Raw genomic sequence first — 19,138 nt, 5'->3', positions numbered from 1 at the left:
CGGGCGCTACTCGGCGGCGGCCAGGGCGTTCAGCAGCTCGCGCACGCCGGCGGGACCGTCGACGAGCAGGTCCGCGTCCTGCTCGAGCTCGGCCGGGGTCTCGTCCGAGCGCACGCCGACGCACACGGCGGCGCCGAGCTCGCCGGCGGCCACCAGCCGGCGCAGTCCGGCGAACGCGTCGCAGTCGGTCTTGTCGTCGCCGGCGTAGAGCGCGACCTTCATGCCGCGCCCCTGCAGCTGACGCTCGATGCCGATGCCCTTGTCCATCGTCACCGGCGGGCGCACCTCGATCACCTTGCGCCCGTGGTGGACCGCGAAGCCGGCCTCCAGCGCGCGGGCGGCGACGGCCTCGGCGACAGCCTCTGCGGCGGCCTCGTCCGGCGCACCGCGCCAGTGGAAGGCCGCGATGGCGTGCTTGTCCTCACCGCGGACACGGGTGCGGCGAACGTCCTCGCGGTCGAGCTCGACCGCGGCGAACGCCCGGACGCGATCGGTCCACTCGGCGACCTCGGCGTCGACGACCACCTCCGACGCGCCGCCGACGAGCACCTCGCTGCCGTGGTTCCCGACGTAGGTGATCGATCCGAGGGACACGATCCGGCGGGCGATGGCCGCGCGGCGGCCGCTGACGCAGGCGACGAAGCCGTAACGGCGGGCGACGGCGATCAGCGGGCGACGGGTGCTCTCGGGGACGTGCGCGTCGTCCGCGTGGCGGACAATGGGCGCGAGCGTTCCGTCGACGTCCAGCAGTACCGCGGCGGCCGAGGGGTCGGCGAGCAGCGGCGCCAGTGCGTCGTGGAGTGGGGTGGCGGCCACGGACACCCCTCCAGTGTGGCAGAGCCGGTGCGGCACGCTGTCGCGGCAGCGCAGGACCCGGCCCGCGGGCCACCCATAAGCTTCGGCCGATGGACCGTCGGCGCCTCCTCCTGCTCGCCGTCGTGGGCACGGCGGCCGGGCTGTTCAGCGGCCTGTTCGGGGTCGGCGGCGGCGTGGTGATCGTCCCGCTGCTCATCCTCTGGCTGGGCTATGGCGAGCGTGAGGCGACCGGGACGTCGCTCGGCGCGATCGTCGTCATCGCGGCCGTCGCGTCCGTCACGCACGGCGCCTACGGGAACCTGCACGTGGACGACGGGCTGCTGATCGGCATCCCCGCCGTCATCGGGGTGCTGGGCGGCACGTGGCTGCAGCAGCGGGTGCCGGTGCAGGCCGTGACGGTCGGCTTCGCGCTGCTGCTCGTCGTGAGCGCCGGCGATCTGCTGGTGGGCTGAGCACGATGGTCGAGGTGATCCTGATCGGGGTGGTGGCCGGCGTCCTGGCCGGGATGCTCGGCATCGGCGGCGGGGCGCTGTTCGTCCCGGCGCTCGTGGCGATCGTCGGCCTGAGCCAGGTCGACGCGGAGGCGACGTCGCTGCTGGCGATCGTGCCGGTGGCCGCCGTCGGCGCGTGGCGGCAGCACGCCTACGGGAACCTACGGGTCAAGGAGGGACTGATCGTCGGCGGGCTCGCCATCCCGGGCGCGGTCGGCGGCGTGGCGCTCGTCAACGCGCTGCCCGAGCGGGTCGTCGAGGTCGCCTTCGCGTGCCTGCAGCTGTTCGTCGCCGCGCAGCTGATCCGGCGCGCGCTGCGGACGCCCGTGGCCGCGCCGGATTGACCGCCCGGCAGCCGCGTTTCGCTTGTCGTCATCTCGACCTGGGCAGACTGTCGGCTCATGTCTTCCCAGGAATACGACGTCATCGTCCTCGGTGCCGGCCCGGCCGGCGAGGTCGCCGCCGGTCGGCTGGCCGAGGCCGGCCTCCAGGTCGCGCTGATCGAGAAGCACCTCGTCGGCGGCGAGTGCAGCTTCTACGGCTGCATGCCGTCGAAGGCGCTGCTGCGGCCCGCGCAGGCGATCGCCGAGGCGCGCCGGATCCCGGGCGCCGCGGAGGCGATCTCCGCCGTCCTCGACGTCGCCGCCGTCCTGGAGCGGCGCACCGAGGTCATCCACGGCGAGGCCGACGACGCCCAGCTGCCGTGGATCGAGGAGCGCGGCATCGCGCTCGTCCGCGGCGAGGGACGGCTCGACGGCGAGCGGACCATCGTCACCGAGGACGGCACCCGCCACACCGCGCGGCGGGCGATCGTCCTGGCGGTCGGCAGCCGTGCGGCGATGCCACCGATCGACGGCCTCGCCGACGTCATGCCGTGGGACAACCGCGAGATCACGACCGCGAAGGCCGTCCCGGAGTCGCTCGCCATCATCGGCGGCGGCCCGATCGGATCCGAGATGGCGCAGGCGTGGCGCACGCTCGGATCGGAGGTGACGCTGATCGAGGGCTCCGAGCACCTGCTCATGAAGGAGGAGCCGTTCGCCTCCGAGCTCGTCGAGGAGGCGATGGCCGAGCTCGGCGTCGACGTGCGGACGAAGACCAAGGTCGCGAAGGTCTCCCGCGCGGTCGACAACGGCCCCGTCACGGTGGTGCTGGAGGGTGGTGAGGCGATCACCGTCGCCGAGCTGGTGGTCGCCGCCGGCCGCCACGTCCCGCTCGAGGACCTCGGCCTGGAGACGGTCGACGTCACCCCCACCGACCGCGGCCACGTCGCCGTCGACGACACCATGCGCGTCGGCGGCCGCGACTGGCTGTACGCGATCGGCGACATGAACGGGCGCGTGCTGCTCACGCACATGGGCAAGTACCAGGCGCGGATCGCGGCGGACGACATCCTCGGCAAGCCGACAGAGCTGCGGATCGACGGCGCCAGGTCGCCACGCGTGACCTTCACCGAGCCGCAGGTCGCCGCGGTCGGGCTCACGCTGAACGCCGCGCTCGACGCGGGCATCGCCGCGAGCATCGTCGAGGTCGAGACCTCCGGCAACGCGGGCGGCAGCTTCTACGGCCGCGAGGCGCCGGGCCGCACGCGGCTGGTCATCGACGACGACCGCGGCATCATCGTGGGCGCGACCATCACCGGCGCGGACATCCAGGACTTCCTGCAGGCGGCGACGATCGCCGTCGTCGCCGAGATCCCGCTCAGCACGCTCGCGCACGCGGTGCCGCCGTTCCCGACCCGCAGCGAGATCTGGCTGCGGCTGCTGGAGAAGGCCGGCCTCTGAGGCGGAGGCAGCGGCTACTGCAGGCCGTGCTCGAGCGCGCCCTTGATGCCGGCGTCGAGCGTGTTCAGCCGGGCGAGGGCCAGCGCCTCGACGCTGCCGAAACGCCGCCCCGGCGCCGCGTCCGGCCCGTGGTGGGTCAGGACGCAGTGCGCCAGCTGCAGCCGGCGCGCGGTGTCCATCGCCGGCACGGACGCAGTCAGGCGGTCGACGATCCGCAGCCCGAGCTCGACGTGGCCGAGCAGGCGGCCCGCCTCGCTCAGCGTGATCTCCGCGCCGTAGTCGAACGACTGCGTGTGGCCCAGGTCGTGCACGATCGCCGCGCAGATCAGCAGGTCGCTGTTCAGCCGCGGATGCAGGAGCGACGCCTCCTGCGCGAGCGTCGCCACCGCGACGGTGTGCTCCAGCAGGCCGCCGAGGTACGCGTGGTGGCCGGCCCGCGAGCACGGGGTGCGGCGCAGCGCGGTCCGCAGCGGCTCGTCGGCCAGCAGCCGCTCGAGCACGCCGCGATAGCCGGGATCGTGCACCTCACGGGCGAGGTGCTCGAGGAAGCCGTCGAGCTCCTCCATGTCGCGGTACGCCACGGGCAGGAACGACGCCGGGTCGGCCTCGGCCGTCGGCGCCCGGGCGATCTGGGCGATGTCCAGCTGCAGCTCGTCGCGGAAGCGCTCGACCTTCGCCTGCACGTGGACGAGGTCCCCGCGGTCGAAGCGCGAGGCGACCAGGTCGGCGTCCCGGAACACGCGGCCGCCGATCGCGCCCGTGCGGTCCCGCAGCTCGACGGCGAGGTAGGTGGTGCCCGTCTTTGCGGTCAGCCGGTCCTTGCGGGTGCAGGCGTACGTCCCGCGGACGACGTCGCCGGCGCGGAAGGTCGCGACCGAGCCCGGGGGATGCGCCGGGGCCTGGCCGGGCGGGCCCGCGCCCGGTGTGGCCGGCGGCGTGGGCGCGGAGGACATCCACCCATTGTGTACCGTGAACCGGATGCAGCCGCTGATCTGGGAGCACCGACCCGAAGGCCTCCGGGCCCCGGCACTGGTGTGCGCCTTCACCGGCTGGAACGACGCCGGCGACTCCGCGTCCGCCGCGCTGCAGTTCCTCGGGTCGTCGCTGAGCGCCACGCGGTTCGCGCAGCTCGACCCCGACGACTACTACGACTTCCAGGCCACGCGCCCGCAGATCGCGCTGACCGAGGGCCGCACCCGGCGCATCGACTGGCCGACCGTCGAGATCTTCGAGGCCCGCATCCCGCGTGCCTCCCGCGACCTGATCCTGCTCTCCGGTCCCGAGCCCTCGATGCGCTGGCGCGCCTACTGCCGGCAGGTCATCGACCTCGCCGAGACGCTCGGCGTCCAGATGGTCGTCTCGCTCGGCTCGCTGCTGGCCGACGTCCCGCACACCCGGCCCGTGCACGTGAGCGGGCTCTCGTCCGACGACTCGCTCACCACCCACACCGACCTGCTGCCGACCAACTACGAGGGCCCGACCGGCATCGTCGGCGTCCTTCACGCCGCGTGCGAGGAGGCGGGCATCCCGTCCGTCTCGCTGTGGGCGTCGGTCCCGCACTACGTCGCCGCCGCGCCGAACCCGAAGGCCGCCCTCGCGCTCGTCCGCAAGCTCGAGGGGCTCGTCGGCGTGACCGTCGACGCGACCGACCTCGAGCAGGCGACCGCCGACTACGAGCGCCAGGTCTCGCTGGCCGTGCAGAGCGACCCCGAGGTGCGCGAGTTCGTCGAGCGCCTCGAGCAGGCCGCCGCCGAGGAGGAGCCGGACGTCAAGCCGTCCGACCTGCCGTCGGGCGACGTGATCGCCCGCGAGTTCCAGCGCTTCCTCAAGCAGCGCGGGCCCGACGGCACCTGAGCCTTCCCTGAGCCGGCTCTCATGCGTGAGCACGGGGATCGGCGGGGATACGCCGCGCCATGCTCACGGCCGCCTTCTGGGGCTTCGTCGGCGGGTTCGCGTTGCTGCTGGGTGCCGCCGCCGGCCTGACGCTGCCGGTCTCCAAGCGGGTCATCGGCCTGATCATGGGCTTCGGCGCCGGCGTGCTGATCAGCGCGCTCGCGTTCGAGCTGACCGACGAGGCGTTCCGCACGGGCGGGACGGACGCGGTCGCGATCGGCCTGGCGGCGGGAGCGCTGACCTTCTTCGCCGGCGACCGCGTCATCGACGCCCGCGGCGGGGACAAGCGCAAGCGGTCGTCCGGCGCGCAGGCCGAAGGGGACCCGCAGGCGATCGTGCTCGGCGCCGTCCTCGACGGCATCCCGGAGTCGGTCGCGATCGGCGTGTCGCTGCTGGCCGGCGACGGGGTGGGCGTGGCCGTGGTGGCGGCCGTCTTCCTGTCGAACGTCCCCGAGTCGCTGGCCGCCGCCACCGGCCTGCGCGCCGCCGGCCACTCGCCGCGCTGGATCATGGGGCTGTGGCTCGGCGTCGCGGTGGTGTCCTCGCTCGCCGCTGCGCTCGGGTATCTCGCGCTCGGGGGCGCCTCGCCGGAGGTGGTCGCGGTCATCCAGGCGTTCGCCGGCGGCGCGATCCTCACGATGCTCGCGGACACGATGATGCCCGAGGCGTTCGAGGAGGGCGGCGACCTCGTCGGGCTCGTCACCGTGCTCGGGTTCGCCGTCGCGTTCGTGCTCTCGACCGCCTGATCCGGGTAGAAATCGACCCGGCGGCGTTGTAACACGCCCCGGGTCATGGCACGTGGGGTAGAGGCCCCCCGTGCACGGCGCAGCCTAACGTTCGGCCGCCGGGCAGGCGATGCGGTAGTCGCACATCGAGCACGCGCTGAACGACGGCGTCGGCTCGAAGCCCTGCGACAGGATGCCGTCGGCGACGTGCATGACGGTGTCGGTGATCCAGTCGCGGTCCAGGTCCTCGGCCGGGACGCGGACCTTCTGGTCGTCGAGGACGTAGTGGTAGGCCTGGCGCGAGGACTCGAGCTGCCACGCCTCGCGGGCACCGACGGCGTACAGCGACAGCTGCACGTCCTCGCGCAGCTGCGCGACGGTCCGCGGGCGGCCGGTCTTGTAGTCGATCAGCTCGTAGCTGCCGTCGGCGAGCCTGTCGACGCGGTCCACCCGGCCGCGCAGCACGTGCGGCCCGAGCTTGAACTGGAAGCCCTTCTCGAGCCACATCGGCTCGGCCTGCTCCGCCGTGAACCGCGCGTGGTAGCTGTGCAGCGCGGCCACGGCCTTCGCCCGGAACTGCCGCTCCTCCTCGGTGTCGCCGAAGCCGCCGCGCCGCCAGCCGGCGTCGAGCAGTCCCAGCAGCTGCCCGACCGACCCGGGCTCCGCCATCGCGACCGCGGCGCCGTAGGCCTCCGCAGGCGCGGTGCCGTGGAAGCGCTCCAGCACCTGGTGGAACAGGATCCCGAAGCGCTGGTTCATCGTCGACTCGCTCGGGATCCGGAAGACGCGCGCGAACTTGTACTTCAGCGGGCACGAGCGGTAGGTCTCGATGTCCGACGCGCTCAGCATCAGGCCGTCGCCACGCTTGGGCAGGAACGGCTCGAGGGACGGCTCGGCGCGATCGGCGATCACTGCCGCGCGGGCCCGCGCGTCCGCCTCCGCGTTCAGCAGCAGCTCGTCCAGCCCGCTGCTCGTGAAGACCTCCCGCTGGTGGGCGGACACCGGCTGCAGGATCTTCGAGTTGACGTCGACGATCGCGTCGCGGACGGACTGCCCGGCGGGCCGCTCGAGGATCGCGGCGAGCTTGACGAGCTCCAGGTAGCGGGTGACGCCGTGGGTCACGTCGAGATCGGTGTCCAGCCGCAGCTCCCCGAGGCGCGAGCCGACGCGCGAGACCGACGAGAGCAGCTCGTCCCGGAGCGTCGCGTAGGTGGCGTGCAGCGCCTCGTCGGGGCCGAACAGGATCTCCTCGCGGTCCTCCCAGCCGGCGCCGAGCGCTGCGCGCGCCTCCTCGGCGAACGGCGAGGGCGGCTGGCGTGCACCGCGGTCGGACGCGGCGGCGTAGGCGAGCACGAGGCCGCTCTGCGCCCGGGTCATCGCGACGTGGAGCAGGCGCCGCATGTGCGCGACATGGTGGGCCCGGTCGTCCTCGATCGCCCGGGAGCCGTCGAGCAGCTCGGCCGGGACGGGCTCGACGAGCTCCTGCCGCGCGCCCGGCATCCGCGAGGACTGCAGGCCGAGCACGAACGCGTGCTGCAGCTCGACCCCCCGCGCGCCGTGCATGGCGAGGACGGCGACGGCGCCGCGCGGGGCGGCCGCGGACTCGTCGAGCTCCTCCTCGTCGCGCAGGCCCGCGTCCGCCACAGCGGTCAGGTAGCGGGCGAAGTCCCGTGCCGTTGCGGTGGGGGTCCGGGCCGTGTGGGCGGCGGCGAGCTCCCCGAGCCGCGCCAGCGCGAGCAGCCGCTCGACGACGTCGGCCTGTGCGGCGAAGAGCTGCTGGCGGCGCAGCCCGAGCCGGTCGATCAGGCGGTGGACGAAGAGGTCCGGCCGCATCGTGTCGAGCGCCGCGGCGGTCTGGCGGTGCAGCTTGAGGAACGCGAGGATCCGCTCGCGGGCCTCCGGCGGGAGCTGCGGCGACTCCATCGCCGCCCCCAGCGCGCTGACCATGTCGAGCTTGCGCCGGCGCGCGATCTGCACGCAGCGGGCGAGGTCGACCGCGCGCAGCTCGACCGGTGGCCGGGCCAGGACGCGGACGACCGCCGCCGCGTCGCCGGGCTCGACGAGGAGCCGCAGCCAGGCCAGCACGTCGCGGACCTCGGTCCGCTGGAAGAAGGCCGCCGCGCCGACGATGCGGTAGGGCACCGCCCGCTCCTCGAGCGCGACCGCCACGGCCTGGCCCTCGTTGCGGACGGAACGCACCAGGACGCCGATGCCCTCCGGCGGGACGCCCTCGCGGATCAGCCGCTCGATCTCCGCCGCGACGCCCTGCGCCTGGGCGCGCTCGTTCGCGCAGCGCCAGAAGCGGACGTTGCCGCCGCCCTCGCCCTCCAGGCGCTTCGGCAGCCGTTCGGGGGCCTGGGCGACGACCGCCTGCGCGGCGGTGATGATGCGCGCGCGGCAGCGGAACGAGCGCTCCAGGCGGATCACCGTCGCCTTCGGCTCGTCGCCCCGGAGGGCGTCCATGCCGGGCGGCCGGGTCGGCCCGGTGCGGCGCACGGCCTGGTCGTCGTCGCCCGCGAGGGTGAGCGTCCCGTTGGCCGACCCGAGCAGCGCGATGAGCGCGTGGGCGGCCGGGGTGGCGTCCTGGTGGTCGTCGGCGAGGACGTGGCGGTAGCGGGCGGCGGCGCGGGCGAGGACGTGCGGGCGGCCGGCGAGCAGCGCGTGGGCACGCAGGACCAGGTCGCCGCTGTCGAGCAGGTCCAGCTGTGCGAGCAGTGCGTCGTGGGCGCCGTAGAGCGCGGCGAACTCGCGCTCGCGGACGGTCCGCGCGTCGTCGTCCGCCAGCCCGTCCGCCCAGGCACGGAACGCGTCGGCGCTGACCAGCTGCTCCTTGCTGCGGTCGATCCGCGCCAGCAGCCGGGCGAGCGTCGCCGCGGGCCGGCCGGCGAGGTCGTGCACCTTCAGCGGCAGCTCGTCGATCCGCGCCAGCAGCAGTGCCAGGCGGTCGGCGCTGGTCGCCATGCCGATCGTCGGGTCGATGCCCGCCTCCATCGCCTCCTCGCGCAGCAGCCGCGCCGCGAAGCCGGACGGCGTGTGGACCGCGAGCTCCGCGAAGCCGCGGTCGCCCAGGACGTCCTCGACCCGGGCGCGCAGCTCGTCCGCCGCGGCCTCGCCGCCGGTCAGCATCAGGACCTGCTCGGGGGCCACATCGCCCTCGGGGGACGTCAGATGGGCGAAACGCGCCAGGAGCGCGGACGTCTTCCCGGTGCCGGCCCCGCCGAGCACGACAAGGGGGCCGCCGCGGTGCGTCGCTGCGGCCTGCTGGGATTCTGTGAGGACTGCGAGGGGGTCGGGCGACACCAGCGTCCTAGTATGCCGCGCATGCCCCACCCGACCGATGTGCTGACGTACGACTGGCTCGGGGCATGCCGGCGCGCGACGACGGGCCTCGCCGCGATGCTCGCGGACACCGCCCCGGGGACGGCGCGCACGGCCGAGACGGGTGTGGTCGGCGAGGGCGGCGACCGCACGCTCGTGATCGACGCAGCGGCCGAGCAGCTGGTCTTCGACGAGCTGCAGCGGGTGTACGACGCCGGCGCGCGCTTCACGGTCGTGTCGGAGGAGCGCGGCACCGTCGACTTCGGCGACCCCGGCGTCCTCGTCGTCGTCGACCCGATCGACGGCTCGACGAACGCCAAGCGCGGGATGGGCAGCCACGCGGTCTCGATCGCCCTCGCCCACGGCAGCACGATGGAGGACGTCTGCTTCGGCTTCGTCCACGACTTCGGGACCGGCGAGGAGTGGCGCGCCGAGCGCGGCGGCGGGGCGTTCCTGAACGACGTCCAGCTCGTCGACGTCCCGGGCGAGCGGCGGCGGGCCGACGGGCGCCTCGAGCTGGTCGCCGTCGAGAACGCGGACCCGCGCTGGCTGGCGGCCTCGTCCGAGGCGCTGCAGGCCGCGACCTACCGCGTGCGGGCCCTCGGCTCGATCGCGATCTCGATGTGCCAGGTCGCGCCGGCGCGGGTCGACGGCATGGCCACGCTCTGGCGGTGCCGTGCCGTCGACGCCGCCGCGGCGCAGCTGGTGGTCCGCGAGGCGGGCGGGCTGGTCGCGTTCACCGGCTACGAGAACCCGCTCGGCGCCCCGCTCGACCTCGCTCCGCACTCGCCCGTCGTCGCCGCCCGGACGCCCGAGGCGATCGCCCTGCTCGCCACGCTCGCGGCGCCCTGATGTCGCGCATCGACTGGGGACTCGCCGAGCACGTCGCCGGCCTCACCGGTGGTGGTCCAGGCGATACGTCGCCGCTCGCCGTCGACCTGCGGGAGGTCGCCGCCGACGCCGCCGAGCGCGTGATCGCCTACACCGGCCTGGTGCCCGCGGAGCCGCTCCCCGAGGCGGAAGCCGTCGGCCGCGCTGCCTGGCGCGCGGCCAACTACGCGTCGTTCGACGCCCTGATGGGCCCGCTGGTCGAGCAGGCCGGCAAGGGCCTGGGACCGCTGCACGGCGTGGTCGCCGGCGGCGCGGGCATGGTCGTCGGAGCCGAGGCCGGTGCGCTGACCGGGCTCCTGGGGCGGCGTGTCCTCGGGCAGGTCGACGTCCGGCTCACCGACCCGGATGCGCCGCTGCGGCTGCTCCTGGTCGTCCCGAACCTCCACGGCGTCGCGGCCGCGCTCGAGGTCGATGAGGCCCAGCTCGTCCGCTGGGTCACCATCCATGAGCTGACGCATGCGGTGCAGTTCACGGCCGTCCCGTGGCTGCGCGCCCACCTCGGCAGCATGATCACCGAGCTGCTGGACTCCAGCAGCGGTGCGGCAGACGCCCTGCCGAGGACCCCGGACGACGTGCGGCGGCTGGTCGCGCAGGCCCGAGACGGGTCGTTCCTGACGCTCGCGCTCGGACCGGAGCGCGCGGCGCTCGTCGAGCGGGTGCAGAGCACGATGTCCCTGATCGAGGGACACGCGGAGCACGTGATGGACGCCGCCGGCGCTGCGGTGCTGCCGGATCTCGCCGGGCTGCGGTCGGCGCTGAAGGCGCGGCGGGAGTCGACGGCCGGGCTCAGCCCGTGGAAGCTCGTCGAACGCCTGCTCGGCCTCGAGCTCAAGCTGCGCCAGTACGAGGACGGCAAGCGGTTCTGCGACGCCGTCGTCGCCGCCGCGGATGTCGCGACGCTGCACCGCGCCTTCGCGGAGCCGGATCTGCTGCCCACCGCCGCGGAGCTCAAGGCGCCCGCGGCGTGGGTGGCCCGCGCGCGCTGAGCGCCCGCCCGACGACTCGAACGCGCCAAGCTGCCGCACAAGCTGCGTCGTCGGCCCGCACTCGTGCGCCACGAAGAGGGCCGAACGCGCGTTCTGTCTGTCACAAGCCCGGGCTCGCAGATCCCAGTATCCATAGGCTTTCATGACCGTCCGGTGACCATCCCTGTAACAACCTCACCGGACGGGTTTACAAACAGATGTTCGGTGGTATTCTCCGGACAACTTAGTTCTAATATCCTTAGACGAACAGGAGACGCCACATGGCCGACCAGCGCACCGCCCCCACCCCCGCCGAGAACATCGAGACCGCCACGACCGCGAAGAAGCCGGCCGTGAAGCGCGCGACCGCCGCGACGAAGCGCTCGACCACGGGGCAGAAGGCCGCCCGGACGCGCAAGGCGAACGCTGCGAAGTCCACGGCGACGTCCGCCGCCAAGAAGGCCGAGGCCAAGGTTGAGCCGACCGTCGAGACCGCCGCTGACAAGGCCGCCGTCTACGCCGAGAAGGCCGTCCTCATCCCCGTCGGTGCCGCCCTCATCGCTCGTGACCGCGTCGTTGCGACCGTCGACGAACTGACCGCCAAGTACGGCTCGGTCGAGGCCGCCCAGAAGCAGTTCGACCTCATCGTCAAGGAGCTCACCGCCGACCTCAAGAAGGCCGAGAAGCGCGGCAACACCGCCCGCACCAAGGCCGAGCGCGAGCTGAAGAAGAACCGCACCAAGGTCGAGCGCGAGCTGCGCACCCGCCGCACCAAGGCCGAGCGCGAGCTGAAGAAGAACCGCACCAAGGCCGAGAAGGAGATCAAGGCCTTCCGCAAGGACCTCGACAAGCAGGTCGACGGCATCCGCAAGGAGGTCGAGGCCCGCACCGAGCTCGTCACCTCCACCGTCGACAACGTCGTGACGTCCGCGTCGAAGACGGCCACGCAGGTCGGCAACACCGTCGTGGAGCGCGTCGCCGCACTGGCGTAGCACCCACGCACCCGTCCGGCGCCAGTCGCTGCGTCTCGCGCGCGGCGCTGGACGGGTCTCGAACTTCCCCGCACCGGCCGAGAGGGTCCGGGTTCGCGGTCAGGTCTGACGACCTCATATCCCGTCGTCAGTCGAAGTACCCTCTCCTCCCTCGACAAAGGGCCCGCATTCTGTGTGGGCCCTTTGTCTTTAAAGGCTCAGGGCGTCACGTCGGACAGCTCGGCGACCTGGGCGGCGGGGGGCGCGTCGGCGTCCAGCGGCGGGTCGAAGCGGGTGATGGTCGCGTCGATGCGCGCCTTCTCCCCTTGGATGTCGAGATCCAGCAGGAGTCGGGCCGGGCGGCCGTCCGGGGCGATCCAGACGTCGAGCGGGACCCGGAAGTCGGCCAGCTTCTCGACCCGGTCCCGCGTCGTCTGCGCGATGCGGTCCTTCCCGATGGCCTCGACCGCCGCCGCGAGTGGCATCTCGCCGTGGTAGCGGTGCGCTGGACGGCCGTTCACGGCGTCCTCGCCCTTGTCCTCGATCCCGCCCGCCTTCTCCATCAGCTCGAACAGCTGCGTGAAGCTCAGCGTCGGGTCGCCGAGCTCGTCGTCGGTCATGTGCAGCCAGCGCTTGCCGGGGGGAAGCAGATCCGAGAACGCCTTCCCCCGCATGTAGCCCTCATCCCCGCGCAGGATCATCTCCATCTTCTCGCCGGCGTCGAAGCCGCCACCCTCCAGGAACGTCGCGGTCATCCGGCCGCGGGTCCCGTCCGAGTTGAACGTGCCCTTCGCCGTGAAGCGGGTGCGTCCTTCGCGCTTGGATTCGGTGGCGAACGACATCGTCGCCTCGAGCGTGTCGACGTCCTTCACCCGCTGAGCTGCGGTCTTGAGCGTCTCACCGGGATCCGTCCCGCCACCCTCGTCGGACCCGCAGGCCACGAGCAGACCGGAGCAGATCAACGCAATCGCCGCACGCCTCATGCGCGCAAGGGTACGTGCTCGACCGACCCTGCGACAATGGGACGCATGACTTCGACTGACGCCATCCGCGAAGCCCTCCGCGCGGTCATCGACCCCGAGCTGCGCCAGGACATCGTCGAGCTGGGCATGCTCCGGACCGTCGACGTGTCGACCGACGGCGCGGTCCACGTGACGGTCTCCCTGACCACCCCGGGCTGCCCGATCAAGTCCCAGTTCCAGGCCGACGTCACGAACGTCGTCAGCGAGCTCGAGGGCGTGACCAGCGTCAACGTCGCGTTCGACGTCCTCAGCGACAGCGAGAAGGGCTCGCTGCAGCAGAAGCTCGGCCGCGGCTCGATGCCGAAGGGCGCGCTCGCGCAGGTCAAGAACGTCATCTGCGTCGGGTCCGGCAAGGGTGGCGTGGGCAAGTCGACGCTGACCTCCAACCTGGCGGCCGCCCTCGCGGCGGACGGCAAGAAGGTCGGCATCCTGGACGCCGACGTGTGGGGCTACTCGATCCCGCGCATGTTCGGCCTCGGGTCCGACCGGCCGCCGGTCTCCGCCGACCGCAAGATCCAGCCGCTGACGGCGCACGGGGTCAAGGTCATGTCGATCGGGTTCTTCGTCGCCGAGGACGCGGCCGTCGTCTGGCGCGGCCCGATGCTCCACAAGGCGCTCACCCAGTTCCTGGAGGACGTCGCCTGGGGCGAGCTGGACTACCTGCTCGTCGACCTGCCCCCGGGCACCGGCGACGTCTCGATGACGCTGAGCCAGCTGCTGCCGCAGGCGCAGTTCATCATCGTCACCACGCCGCAGGACACCGCGCAGAAGGTCGCGCGCCGCAGCGCCGAGATGGCGAACAAGGTCAGCCTCGACATCGCCGGCGTCATCGAGAACATGTCCGGGTTCACGACCCCGTCGGGCGAGCGGTTCGCGATCTTCGGCGAGGGCGGCGGCAAGGCGCTCGCCGACGAGCTGGACGTGCCGCTGCTCGGCAGCGTCCCGCTGACGATGCCGCTGCGGGCGCAGGCCGACGCCGGCACGCCGCTGGTCATCACCGACCCGGACGACCCGGCCGCCCAGAACATCCGCCAGGCGGCACGCGGGATCATCGCGATGACCCCGGAACCGCTGCCGGTGCTGTCGGTCATCCAGCCGGACGTCCCGCTGCCCGAGGCGCCCGCGCCGTCGGGCATGTCGCTCCCTATGGTGTGACGGGTCAGCCGGCGGGCGAGAACGACGCGCAGGACTTCGCGTTCGTCGTGATGTCCTGCGGCGGGTCCGGCAGCTCGATCGCGTTCACGCGCGTCTGCAGTTTCGCGAGGTCGTCGGGATCCGCGGCCGCCGCGCGCAGCGTCACGATGTAACGGCGGAAGCCTGCGGCGTTCTCCCGCTGGTAGTTGGCGAACCGCTCCGGGGCTCCGGCGTCCTCGAGCTCGGCGAGTGCCTCCTCGGCGGCGTCGGCGAACGTCCCCAGGGACGTGGAGATGCGCTTCACCCGCGTGCCCGCCGGGCCCTTGGCGGCAGCCGTGCTGGTGCGGGTGGCCGCGCGAGCGGCCGCGGTCACGTCCATGCAGAACGTGTTCATCGCGCCGTAGTAGTCGTCCGCGGACGGCATGCCGCCGTCGTCACCGTCGTCCCCGCCGCATCCCGCAGCCGCGACGACGAGGGCGGCCAGCACGGGCGCAACCGACGCACGGACCGCTGTGCGCCTCCCGCCGCGGCGGACCGGACGGGAGCGCATCAGTTCCGGGTGCTACTTCCCGGCGAAGTAGTCCGCGTTGATCTGGACGAACTTGCTCCACTCGTCCGGGATCTGGTCCTCGGCGAAACAGGCGTCGACAGGGCACGCCTCGACGCACGCGTCACAGTCGATGCACTCTTCCGCATCGATGTACAGCTGCTCGACCTTGTCGTAGTCGGGCTCGTCCGGCGTGGGGTGGATGCAATCGACCGGGCAGACCTCGACGCACGAGTTGTCCTTCGTGCCGACACAGGGCTCCGCGATGACGTAGGCCATACAGGTAATTCCTCTGACTCCGTGGACTAAGGCGAACTGCTCAACAGCTGCCGCATACTACGACAGTGGGGGGTCATCGCCGCGCCGATCCCCATCACGGTCCTCGTGACGGGCCGAAAGGCGAGTGCCGGTGCGGTGTGCAGCGGTCTCCGCCGGGCCGGCATCGCTAGGTTTCAGGGGGTGCTCCTGCTCACCGGCGCCACGGGAATGGTCGGGACGCCGCTGCTGCGGCGGCTCGTCGCGGCTCGCGTCCCTGTCCGCTGCCTCGTGCGCGATCCCAAGCGCCTGGGGCCCGAGCGCGTGCGGGTGCAGATCGCCCTCGGGGACCTGACCGACCCGCCCTCGTTCCGCAACGCGCTTCGCGGCGTGAAGACCGTCGTCCACCTGGCCGGCGCGATCCGGGACCAGTCGGTCGGCTCCATCGAGGAGCTCAACGGCATCGCGACCTGGCGCATGGTCCAGGCCGCCGAGCGCGCCGGGGTCGAGCACTTCGTCTACCTGAGCGCGTTGGGCGCGGGCTCCCACAACCGCACGCGCTATCTGCGGGCGAAGGCGCTCGCAGAGCAGGCGGTCACCGACTCGGGGCTGCGCCACACCGTCGTCGCGCCGTCGCTGGTCTACGCCCCGGGCGACTACTGGGCGACCCTGATCGGCCGCCTCGCGCTGGCGCCTGTCGTGCCGCTGCCCGGCGGCTCGCACTCCCGGTCGCAGCCGATCTGGTCCGAGGACGTCGCGGACTGCCTGATGGCGATCATCCGCGCGCCCGCGGACCCGGACGTCGCGTCCGCCCGCTACGAGCTCGCGGGCCCGGACACGCTCAGCAGCGCCGAGGTCGCGCACACGATCCTGCGCGCCGCCGGACGCGAGCGGGCGGTCGTGTCCGTCCCCACCTTCATCGCGTCCCGCGCGCTGCGCGTGGCGGAGGCGCTCGCGAAGTCCCGGACCCCGGTCACCTGGGACGAGGCCGAGCTGCTGCAGGTGGCGATGACCAGCCGCCACGGGACCGCGCAGGCCGAGGCGCTCGGCGTCGTCCCGCAGCGCATGGCCGCGGTGCTCGGGACGGCGTAGCGGGTCCCCCGGGTCGCCGCGCCCGCCCGCCGGGCTCAGGACACCGTTGCGCGCCGGCCGTCCCACGGCGCCGCCGCACGGCCCGCCGGGCTCAGGACACCGTTGCGCGTCGGCCGTCCCACGGCGCCGCCGCCTCGAGCTGGGCGGCCACCGCCAGCAGCGTGCCCTCGTCCGCCGGCTGCCCGATCAGCTGGACCGCGAGCGGCAGGCCCGCCGCCGGGTCGCCCTCGGGCCACGCGTAGAGCGGCAGGCTGATCGCCGGCGAGCCGGTGACGTTGCACAGCGCCGTGTACGGCGTGAACGCGCCGGACCGCGCGAAGTCCCTCAGCGGCTGGTCCGAGCACGCGTCGATCGTCCCGATGGGGACCGGCGCCTCCGCCAGCGCCGGCGTCAGGACGAGGTCGTAGCCGGCGGTCCAGGTGATGATCAGCCGGGCCAGGCCCTGCAGCTGCGCGTCGGCGAGCGCCGCATCGGTCGCCGTCATCGACCGGCACTGCTCCCACATCGCCCAGCTGAGCGGCTCGACGGACTCCGGCGACACCGGCCGCCCGCTCACCGTCGCGGCGAACGCCATCGACATCGTCAGCGCCGGGCCGAAGGAGGCGGCGAACAGCGGCAGGAGCCCAGGGATCTGCCACGGCGCGTCGACCTCGACGACCTCGTGGCCGAGCGACTCCAGCAGGGCGCCCGCGTCCCGTGCGGCCTGCACGCAGACCGGGTCGACGGTCGTGCGCTCGAGCGGCATCGTGGTCGTGAGCGCGATGCGCAGCCGCCCGGGGTCGCGGCGCGCCTGCTCGGCGAACGGGACGGCCGGCTCCGGGGCCCACGAGGTGTCGCCGAGGACCGGTCCGGCCAGCAGGTCGAGGAGCGCGGCGGTCTCCGCGACGGTCCGCGTCAGGACGCCGTCCTGCACGAGGAACTGGTAGCCGAGGTCGGGCGCGAGCGAGATCCGCCCGCGCTGGGGCTTCAGGCCGACCAGCCCGCAGCAGGCGGCCGGGATGCGCGTCGACCCGCCGCCGTCGTTGGCATGCGCGACCGGCACCATGCCGGCGGCGACCGCGGCGGCCGATCCGCCGCTGGACCCGCCCGGCGTCCGCGCGACGTCCCACGGGTTCCGCGTGGGGCCGAAGCGCGCGGTCTCGGTGACGGGCACGATCCCGAACTCGGGCAGCGTCGTGGAGCCGACGATCACGAAGCCGGCGGCCTTCAGGCGCGTGACGACGTTGTGGTCCGTGCGCGGGACGAAGTCGTCCATCAGCGCCGAGCCGACCGTGAGCCGGCGGCCGGCGATCGCGCGGTTGTTCTTGATCGCGATCGGGACGCCGGCGAACGGTCGGGGGTCATCGGCGGCGATCCCGTCGGCCTCCGCGAGTGCGTCCTCGGCGAAGACGTCGACGAAGGCGTTCAGCTGCGGGTTCAGGGACTCGATCCGGTCGACCGAGGTCTGCACGAGCTCGCGGGCGGACAGCGTCCCGTCGCGGACGAGCCCGGCGAGCTCGTGCACGGGCTGGAAGAGGAGGTCGGCGTCGGACATGGACGCGAGCCTACGCGGCCGCCGTGCCCGGAAAGGGAAGAACCGCCTCACTTCGTGACGTTAGGCTCGCGCCATGAGCACAGTTGACACCAGCGCGGTACAGAGCGGGCTCGAGGGCGTCGTCGCCTTCGCCACGACCATCGCCGAGCCGGACAAGGAAGGCGGGGCGCTGCGCTACCGCGGCGTCGACATCGAGGACCTCGTCGGCAAGGTCCCGTACGAGCAGGTCTGGGGCCTGCTCGTGGACGGCAGCTTCGAGCCCGGCCTCGCGCCCGCGCAGCCGCACCCCCTGCTCGTGCGCTCCGGCGACCATCGCGTCGACGTCCAGAGCGCGCTGGCGATGCTGGCGCCCGAGTACGGCTACAAGGCCGTCATCGACATCAGCGACGAGCAGGCGCGGGACGACCTCGCGCGCGCGTCCGTGCAGGCGCTGAGCTTCGTCGCGCAGTCGGCGCGTGGCCTCGGGCAGCCGTGGGTGCCGCAGTCCGTCATCGACGAGCAGGCGACGATCGCCGAGCGCTTCCTCATGCGCTGGCGGGGCGAGGTCGACCCGAGCCACGCGAAGGCGATCGACGCCTACTGGATCTCCGCTGCCGAGCACGGGATGAACGCCTCCACCTTCACAGCGCGCGTGGTGACGTCGACCGGGGCCGACTGCGCTGCGGCGCTGTCCTCCGCCGTCGGTGCGCTGAGCGGCCCGCTGCACGGCGGCGCGCCGTCGCGCGTGCTGAAGATGATCGAGGGCGTCGAGGCCATGGGCGACGCCGAGAAGTGGGTCAAGCAGGCCCTCGACTCCGGTGAGCGGCTGATGGGCTTCGGTCACCGCGTCTACCGCGCCGAGGACCCGCGTGCCCGCGTCCTGCGCCGGGTGGCGTCCGAGCTCGGGTCACCGCGCTTCGCCGTCGCCGAGGCACTCGAGAAGGCGGCGCTCGCCGAGCTCAAGGCGCGCAAGCCCGACCGTGTCCTTGCGACCAACGTCGAGTTCTGGTCCGCGGTGATCCTCGACCTGGCCGAGGTCCCGGCCGACCTCTTCACGCCGATGTTCACGTGCGCCCGTGTCGCCGGCTGGTCGGCCCACATCCTCGAGCAGAAGCGCGAGGCCCGCCTGATCCGCCCGACGGCGATCTACGTCGGCGAAGGCCCGCGCCCGGTCGACGCGGTCGCCTGACGCGGTCGCCTAGGGCTCCTCGGCGACGGCCTTGCTGATCAGCGCCAGCAGCTGGCGTTGCTCAGCCACGCTGAGGGTCAGCAGCGCTTCCGGCGGATGCGCGAGCAGCGCCTCCACGCGACCTCGGGTGGCCGCGCCGTCCGCGGTGACGAGCAGGTGCTTCACGCGTCGGTCGTGGGTGGCCGGCCGGCGTTCGACGAGCCCCCGGGACTCGAGCCGGTCGACGATCCCGGTGATGTTCGAGTTGTCGCAGTGCATCAGGCCGGCGAGCTCGCTCATCGGCATCGGCCGCTCGGGGTCGAGCAGCCGCAGCGCCATGACCTGCGGCGGCGACAGGCTGACCTCGCTGCACGCCTGAAAGAGCGCGCCCCGGTTCGCCTGGAACAACCGGCCCATCAGGCGCCACGCCTCGGAGGCGGCGGACGTCTGCTCGGCGGCGGGGGTGCTCACCCCCTCGATGATACGTGGTGGCCTGCGACGGTAATCCAGGACGGCGATCATTTCGACGGCGAACCATCGGACGTCGGGCTGC

General features: G+C 73.2%; 19 protein-coding genes. 11 read left to right on the top strand and 8 right to left on the bottom strand.

Annotation, left to right across the window (positions count from 1 at the left end):
* Nucleotides 1-6: 6 nt before the first annotated feature.
* On the bottom strand, nucleotides 7-816 hold the full coding sequence (gene otsB, locus DSM112329_RS26065) for a trehalose-phosphatase (protein ID WP_354699496.1): 810 nt from the start codon (nucleotides 814-816) through the stop codon (nucleotides 7-9).
* An 89-nt stretch (nucleotides 817-905) separates the two neighbouring features.
* Here otsB and DSM112329_RS26060 point away from each other — a divergent pair, with 89 nt between their 5' ends.
* The 3 genes from DSM112329_RS26060 to DSM112329_RS26050 are packed head-to-tail and all read left to right on the top strand — an operon-like array spanning nucleotide 906 to nucleotide 3,091.
* A complete protein-coding gene (locus DSM112329_RS26060) occupies nucleotides 906-1,268 on the top strand; it encodes a sulfite exporter TauE/SafE family protein (RefSeq protein ID WP_354699495.1) in 363 nt (120 codons plus the stop codon).
* A gap of 5 nt (nucleotides 1,269-1,273) precedes the next feature.
* Nucleotides 1,274-1,651 carry a sulfite exporter TauE/SafE family protein gene (locus DSM112329_RS26055; protein WP_354699494.1) on the top strand — a complete coding sequence of 126 codons (378 nt, stop codon included), beginning with the start codon at nucleotides 1,274-1,276 and terminating at the stop codon, nucleotides 1,649-1,651.
* 57 nt (nucleotides 1,652-1,708) lie between these two features.
* Nucleotides 1,709-3,091: an NAD(P)/FAD-dependent oxidoreductase gene (locus DSM112329_RS26050; RefSeq protein WP_354699493.1), complete on the top strand. Its 1,383-nt coding sequence runs from the start codon at nucleotides 1,709-1,711 to the stop codon at nucleotides 3,089-3,091.
* Nucleotides 3,092-3,105: 14 nt separating this feature from the next.
* On the opposite strand, the gene DSM112329_RS26045 is transcribed toward DSM112329_RS26050, so the two are convergent.
* Nucleotides 3,106-4,044, bottom strand: coding sequence for an HD domain-containing protein (locus DSM112329_RS26045; protein ID WP_354699492.1), 939 nt, complete (start codon nucleotides 4,042-4,044; stop codon nucleotides 3,106-3,108).
* A gap of 25 nt (nucleotides 4,045-4,069) precedes the next feature.
* Here DSM112329_RS26045 and DSM112329_RS26040 point away from each other — a divergent pair, with 25 nt between their 5' ends.
* On the top strand, nucleotides 4,070-4,945 hold the full coding sequence (locus DSM112329_RS26040; protein WP_354699491.1) for a PAC2 family protein: 876 nt from the start codon (nucleotides 4,070-4,072) through the stop codon (nucleotides 4,943-4,945).
* Nucleotides 4,946-5,004: 59 nt separating this feature from the next.
* The gene (locus DSM112329_RS26035) at nucleotides 5,005-5,730 is read left to right on the top strand and encodes a ZIP family zinc transporter (protein ID WP_354699490.1); all 726 of its coding nucleotides are present in this window, start codon (nucleotides 5,005-5,007) and stop codon (nucleotides 5,728-5,730) included.
* Nucleotides 5,731-5,814: 84 nt separating this feature from the next.
* Here the strand turns inward: DSM112329_RS26035 and DSM112329_RS26030 are convergent, their stop codons facing one another.
* Complete coding sequence (locus DSM112329_RS26030) at nucleotides 5,815-9,009, bottom strand: ATP-dependent DNA helicase (RefSeq protein ID WP_354699489.1); 3,195 nt, start codon at nucleotides 9,007-9,009, stop codon at nucleotides 5,815-5,817.
* 21 nt (nucleotides 9,010-9,030) lie between these two features.
* On the opposite strand from DSM112329_RS26030, the gene DSM112329_RS26025 reads away from it, so the two are divergent.
* The 3 genes from DSM112329_RS26025 to DSM112329_RS26015 all read left to right on the top strand — a co-directional run bounded on the left by DSM112329_RS26025 (nucleotide 9,031) and on the right by DSM112329_RS26015 (nucleotide 11,875).
* Nucleotides 9,031-9,879, top strand: a complete 849-nt coding sequence (locus tag DSM112329_RS26025; RefSeq protein WP_354699488.1) for an inositol monophosphatase family protein — start codon at nucleotides 9,031-9,033, stop codon at nucleotides 9,877-9,879.
* Nucleotides 9,879-10,904 carry a zinc-dependent metalloprotease gene (locus DSM112329_RS26020; protein WP_354699487.1) on the top strand — a complete coding sequence of 342 codons (1,026 nt, stop codon included), beginning with the start codon at nucleotides 9,879-9,881 and terminating at the stop codon, nucleotides 10,902-10,904. Before DSM112329_RS26025 ends, DSM112329_RS26020 begins: the two co-directional genes overlap by 1 nt.
* Before the next feature lie 260 nt (nucleotides 10,905-11,164).
* Entirely contained in the window at nucleotides 11,165-11,875 is a 711-nt protein-coding gene (locus DSM112329_RS26015) for a hypothetical protein (RefSeq protein WP_354699486.1), read from the top strand.
* 197 nt (nucleotides 11,876-12,072) lie between these two features.
* Here the strand turns inward: DSM112329_RS26015 and DSM112329_RS26010 are convergent, their stop codons facing one another.
* Nucleotides 12,073-12,837, bottom strand: coding sequence for a hypothetical protein (locus DSM112329_RS26010; protein ID WP_354699485.1), 765 nt, complete (start codon nucleotides 12,835-12,837; stop codon nucleotides 12,073-12,075).
* A 45-nt stretch (nucleotides 12,838-12,882) separates the two neighbouring features.
* On the opposite strand from DSM112329_RS26010, the gene DSM112329_RS26005 reads away from it, so the two are divergent.
* Nucleotides 12,883-14,031: an Mrp/NBP35 family ATP-binding protein gene (locus DSM112329_RS26005; protein WP_354699484.1), complete on the top strand. Its 1,149-nt coding sequence runs from the start codon at nucleotides 12,883-12,885 to the stop codon at nucleotides 14,029-14,031.
* A 4-nt stretch (nucleotides 14,032-14,035) separates the two neighbouring features.
* Here the strand turns inward: DSM112329_RS26005 and DSM112329_RS26000 are convergent, their stop codons facing one another.
* Both DSM112329_RS26000 and DSM112329_RS25995 read right to left on the bottom strand, forming a co-directional pair.
* On the bottom strand, nucleotides 14,036-14,560 hold the full coding sequence (locus DSM112329_RS26000; protein WP_354699483.1) for a hypothetical protein: 525 nt from the start codon (nucleotides 14,558-14,560) through the stop codon (nucleotides 14,036-14,038).
* 12 nt (nucleotides 14,561-14,572) lie between these two features.
* The gene (locus DSM112329_RS25995) at nucleotides 14,573-14,836 is read right to left on the bottom strand and encodes a 4Fe-4S binding protein (protein WP_354699482.1); all 264 of its coding nucleotides are present in this window, start codon (nucleotides 14,834-14,836) and stop codon (nucleotides 14,573-14,575) included.
* Nucleotides 14,837-15,016: 180 nt separating this feature from the next.
* Here DSM112329_RS25995 and DSM112329_RS25990 point away from each other — a divergent pair, with 180 nt between their 5' ends.
* The gene (locus DSM112329_RS25990; protein WP_354699481.1) at nucleotides 15,017-15,904 is read left to right on the top strand and encodes an NAD(P)H-binding protein; all 888 of its coding nucleotides are present in this window, start codon (nucleotides 15,017-15,019) and stop codon (nucleotides 15,902-15,904) included.
* A 91-nt stretch (nucleotides 15,905-15,995) separates the two neighbouring features.
* Here the strand turns inward: DSM112329_RS25990 and DSM112329_RS25985 are convergent, their stop codons facing one another.
* Nucleotides 15,996-17,438 carry an amidase gene (locus DSM112329_RS25985; protein ID WP_354699480.1) on the bottom strand — a complete coding sequence of 481 codons (1,443 nt, stop codon included), beginning with the start codon at nucleotides 17,436-17,438 and terminating at the stop codon, nucleotides 15,996-15,998.
* A gap of 73 nt (nucleotides 17,439-17,511) precedes the next feature.
* On the opposite strand from DSM112329_RS25985, the gene DSM112329_RS25980 reads away from it, so the two are divergent.
* The gene (locus tag DSM112329_RS25980) at nucleotides 17,512-18,606 is read left to right on the top strand and encodes a citrate synthase 2 (protein WP_354699479.1); all 1,095 of its coding nucleotides are present in this window, start codon (nucleotides 17,512-17,514) and stop codon (nucleotides 18,604-18,606) included.
* Nucleotides 18,607-18,615: 9 nt separating this feature from the next.
* Here the strand turns inward: DSM112329_RS25980 and DSM112329_RS25975 are convergent, their stop codons facing one another.
* Entirely contained in the window at nucleotides 18,616-19,056 is a 441-nt protein-coding gene (locus tag DSM112329_RS25975) for a MarR family transcriptional regulator (RefSeq protein WP_354699478.1), read from the bottom strand.
* Between the last annotated feature and the right edge of the window lie 82 nt (nucleotides 19,057-19,138).

Origin of the sequence: Paraconexibacter sp. AEG42_29, from assembly GCF_040581415.1 — a bacterium.
GTDB lineage: Bacteria > Actinomycetota > Thermoleophilia > Solirubrobacterales > Solirubrobacteraceae > Paraconexibacter.
This window is presented reverse-complemented; position numbering and strand designations above follow the sequence as displayed.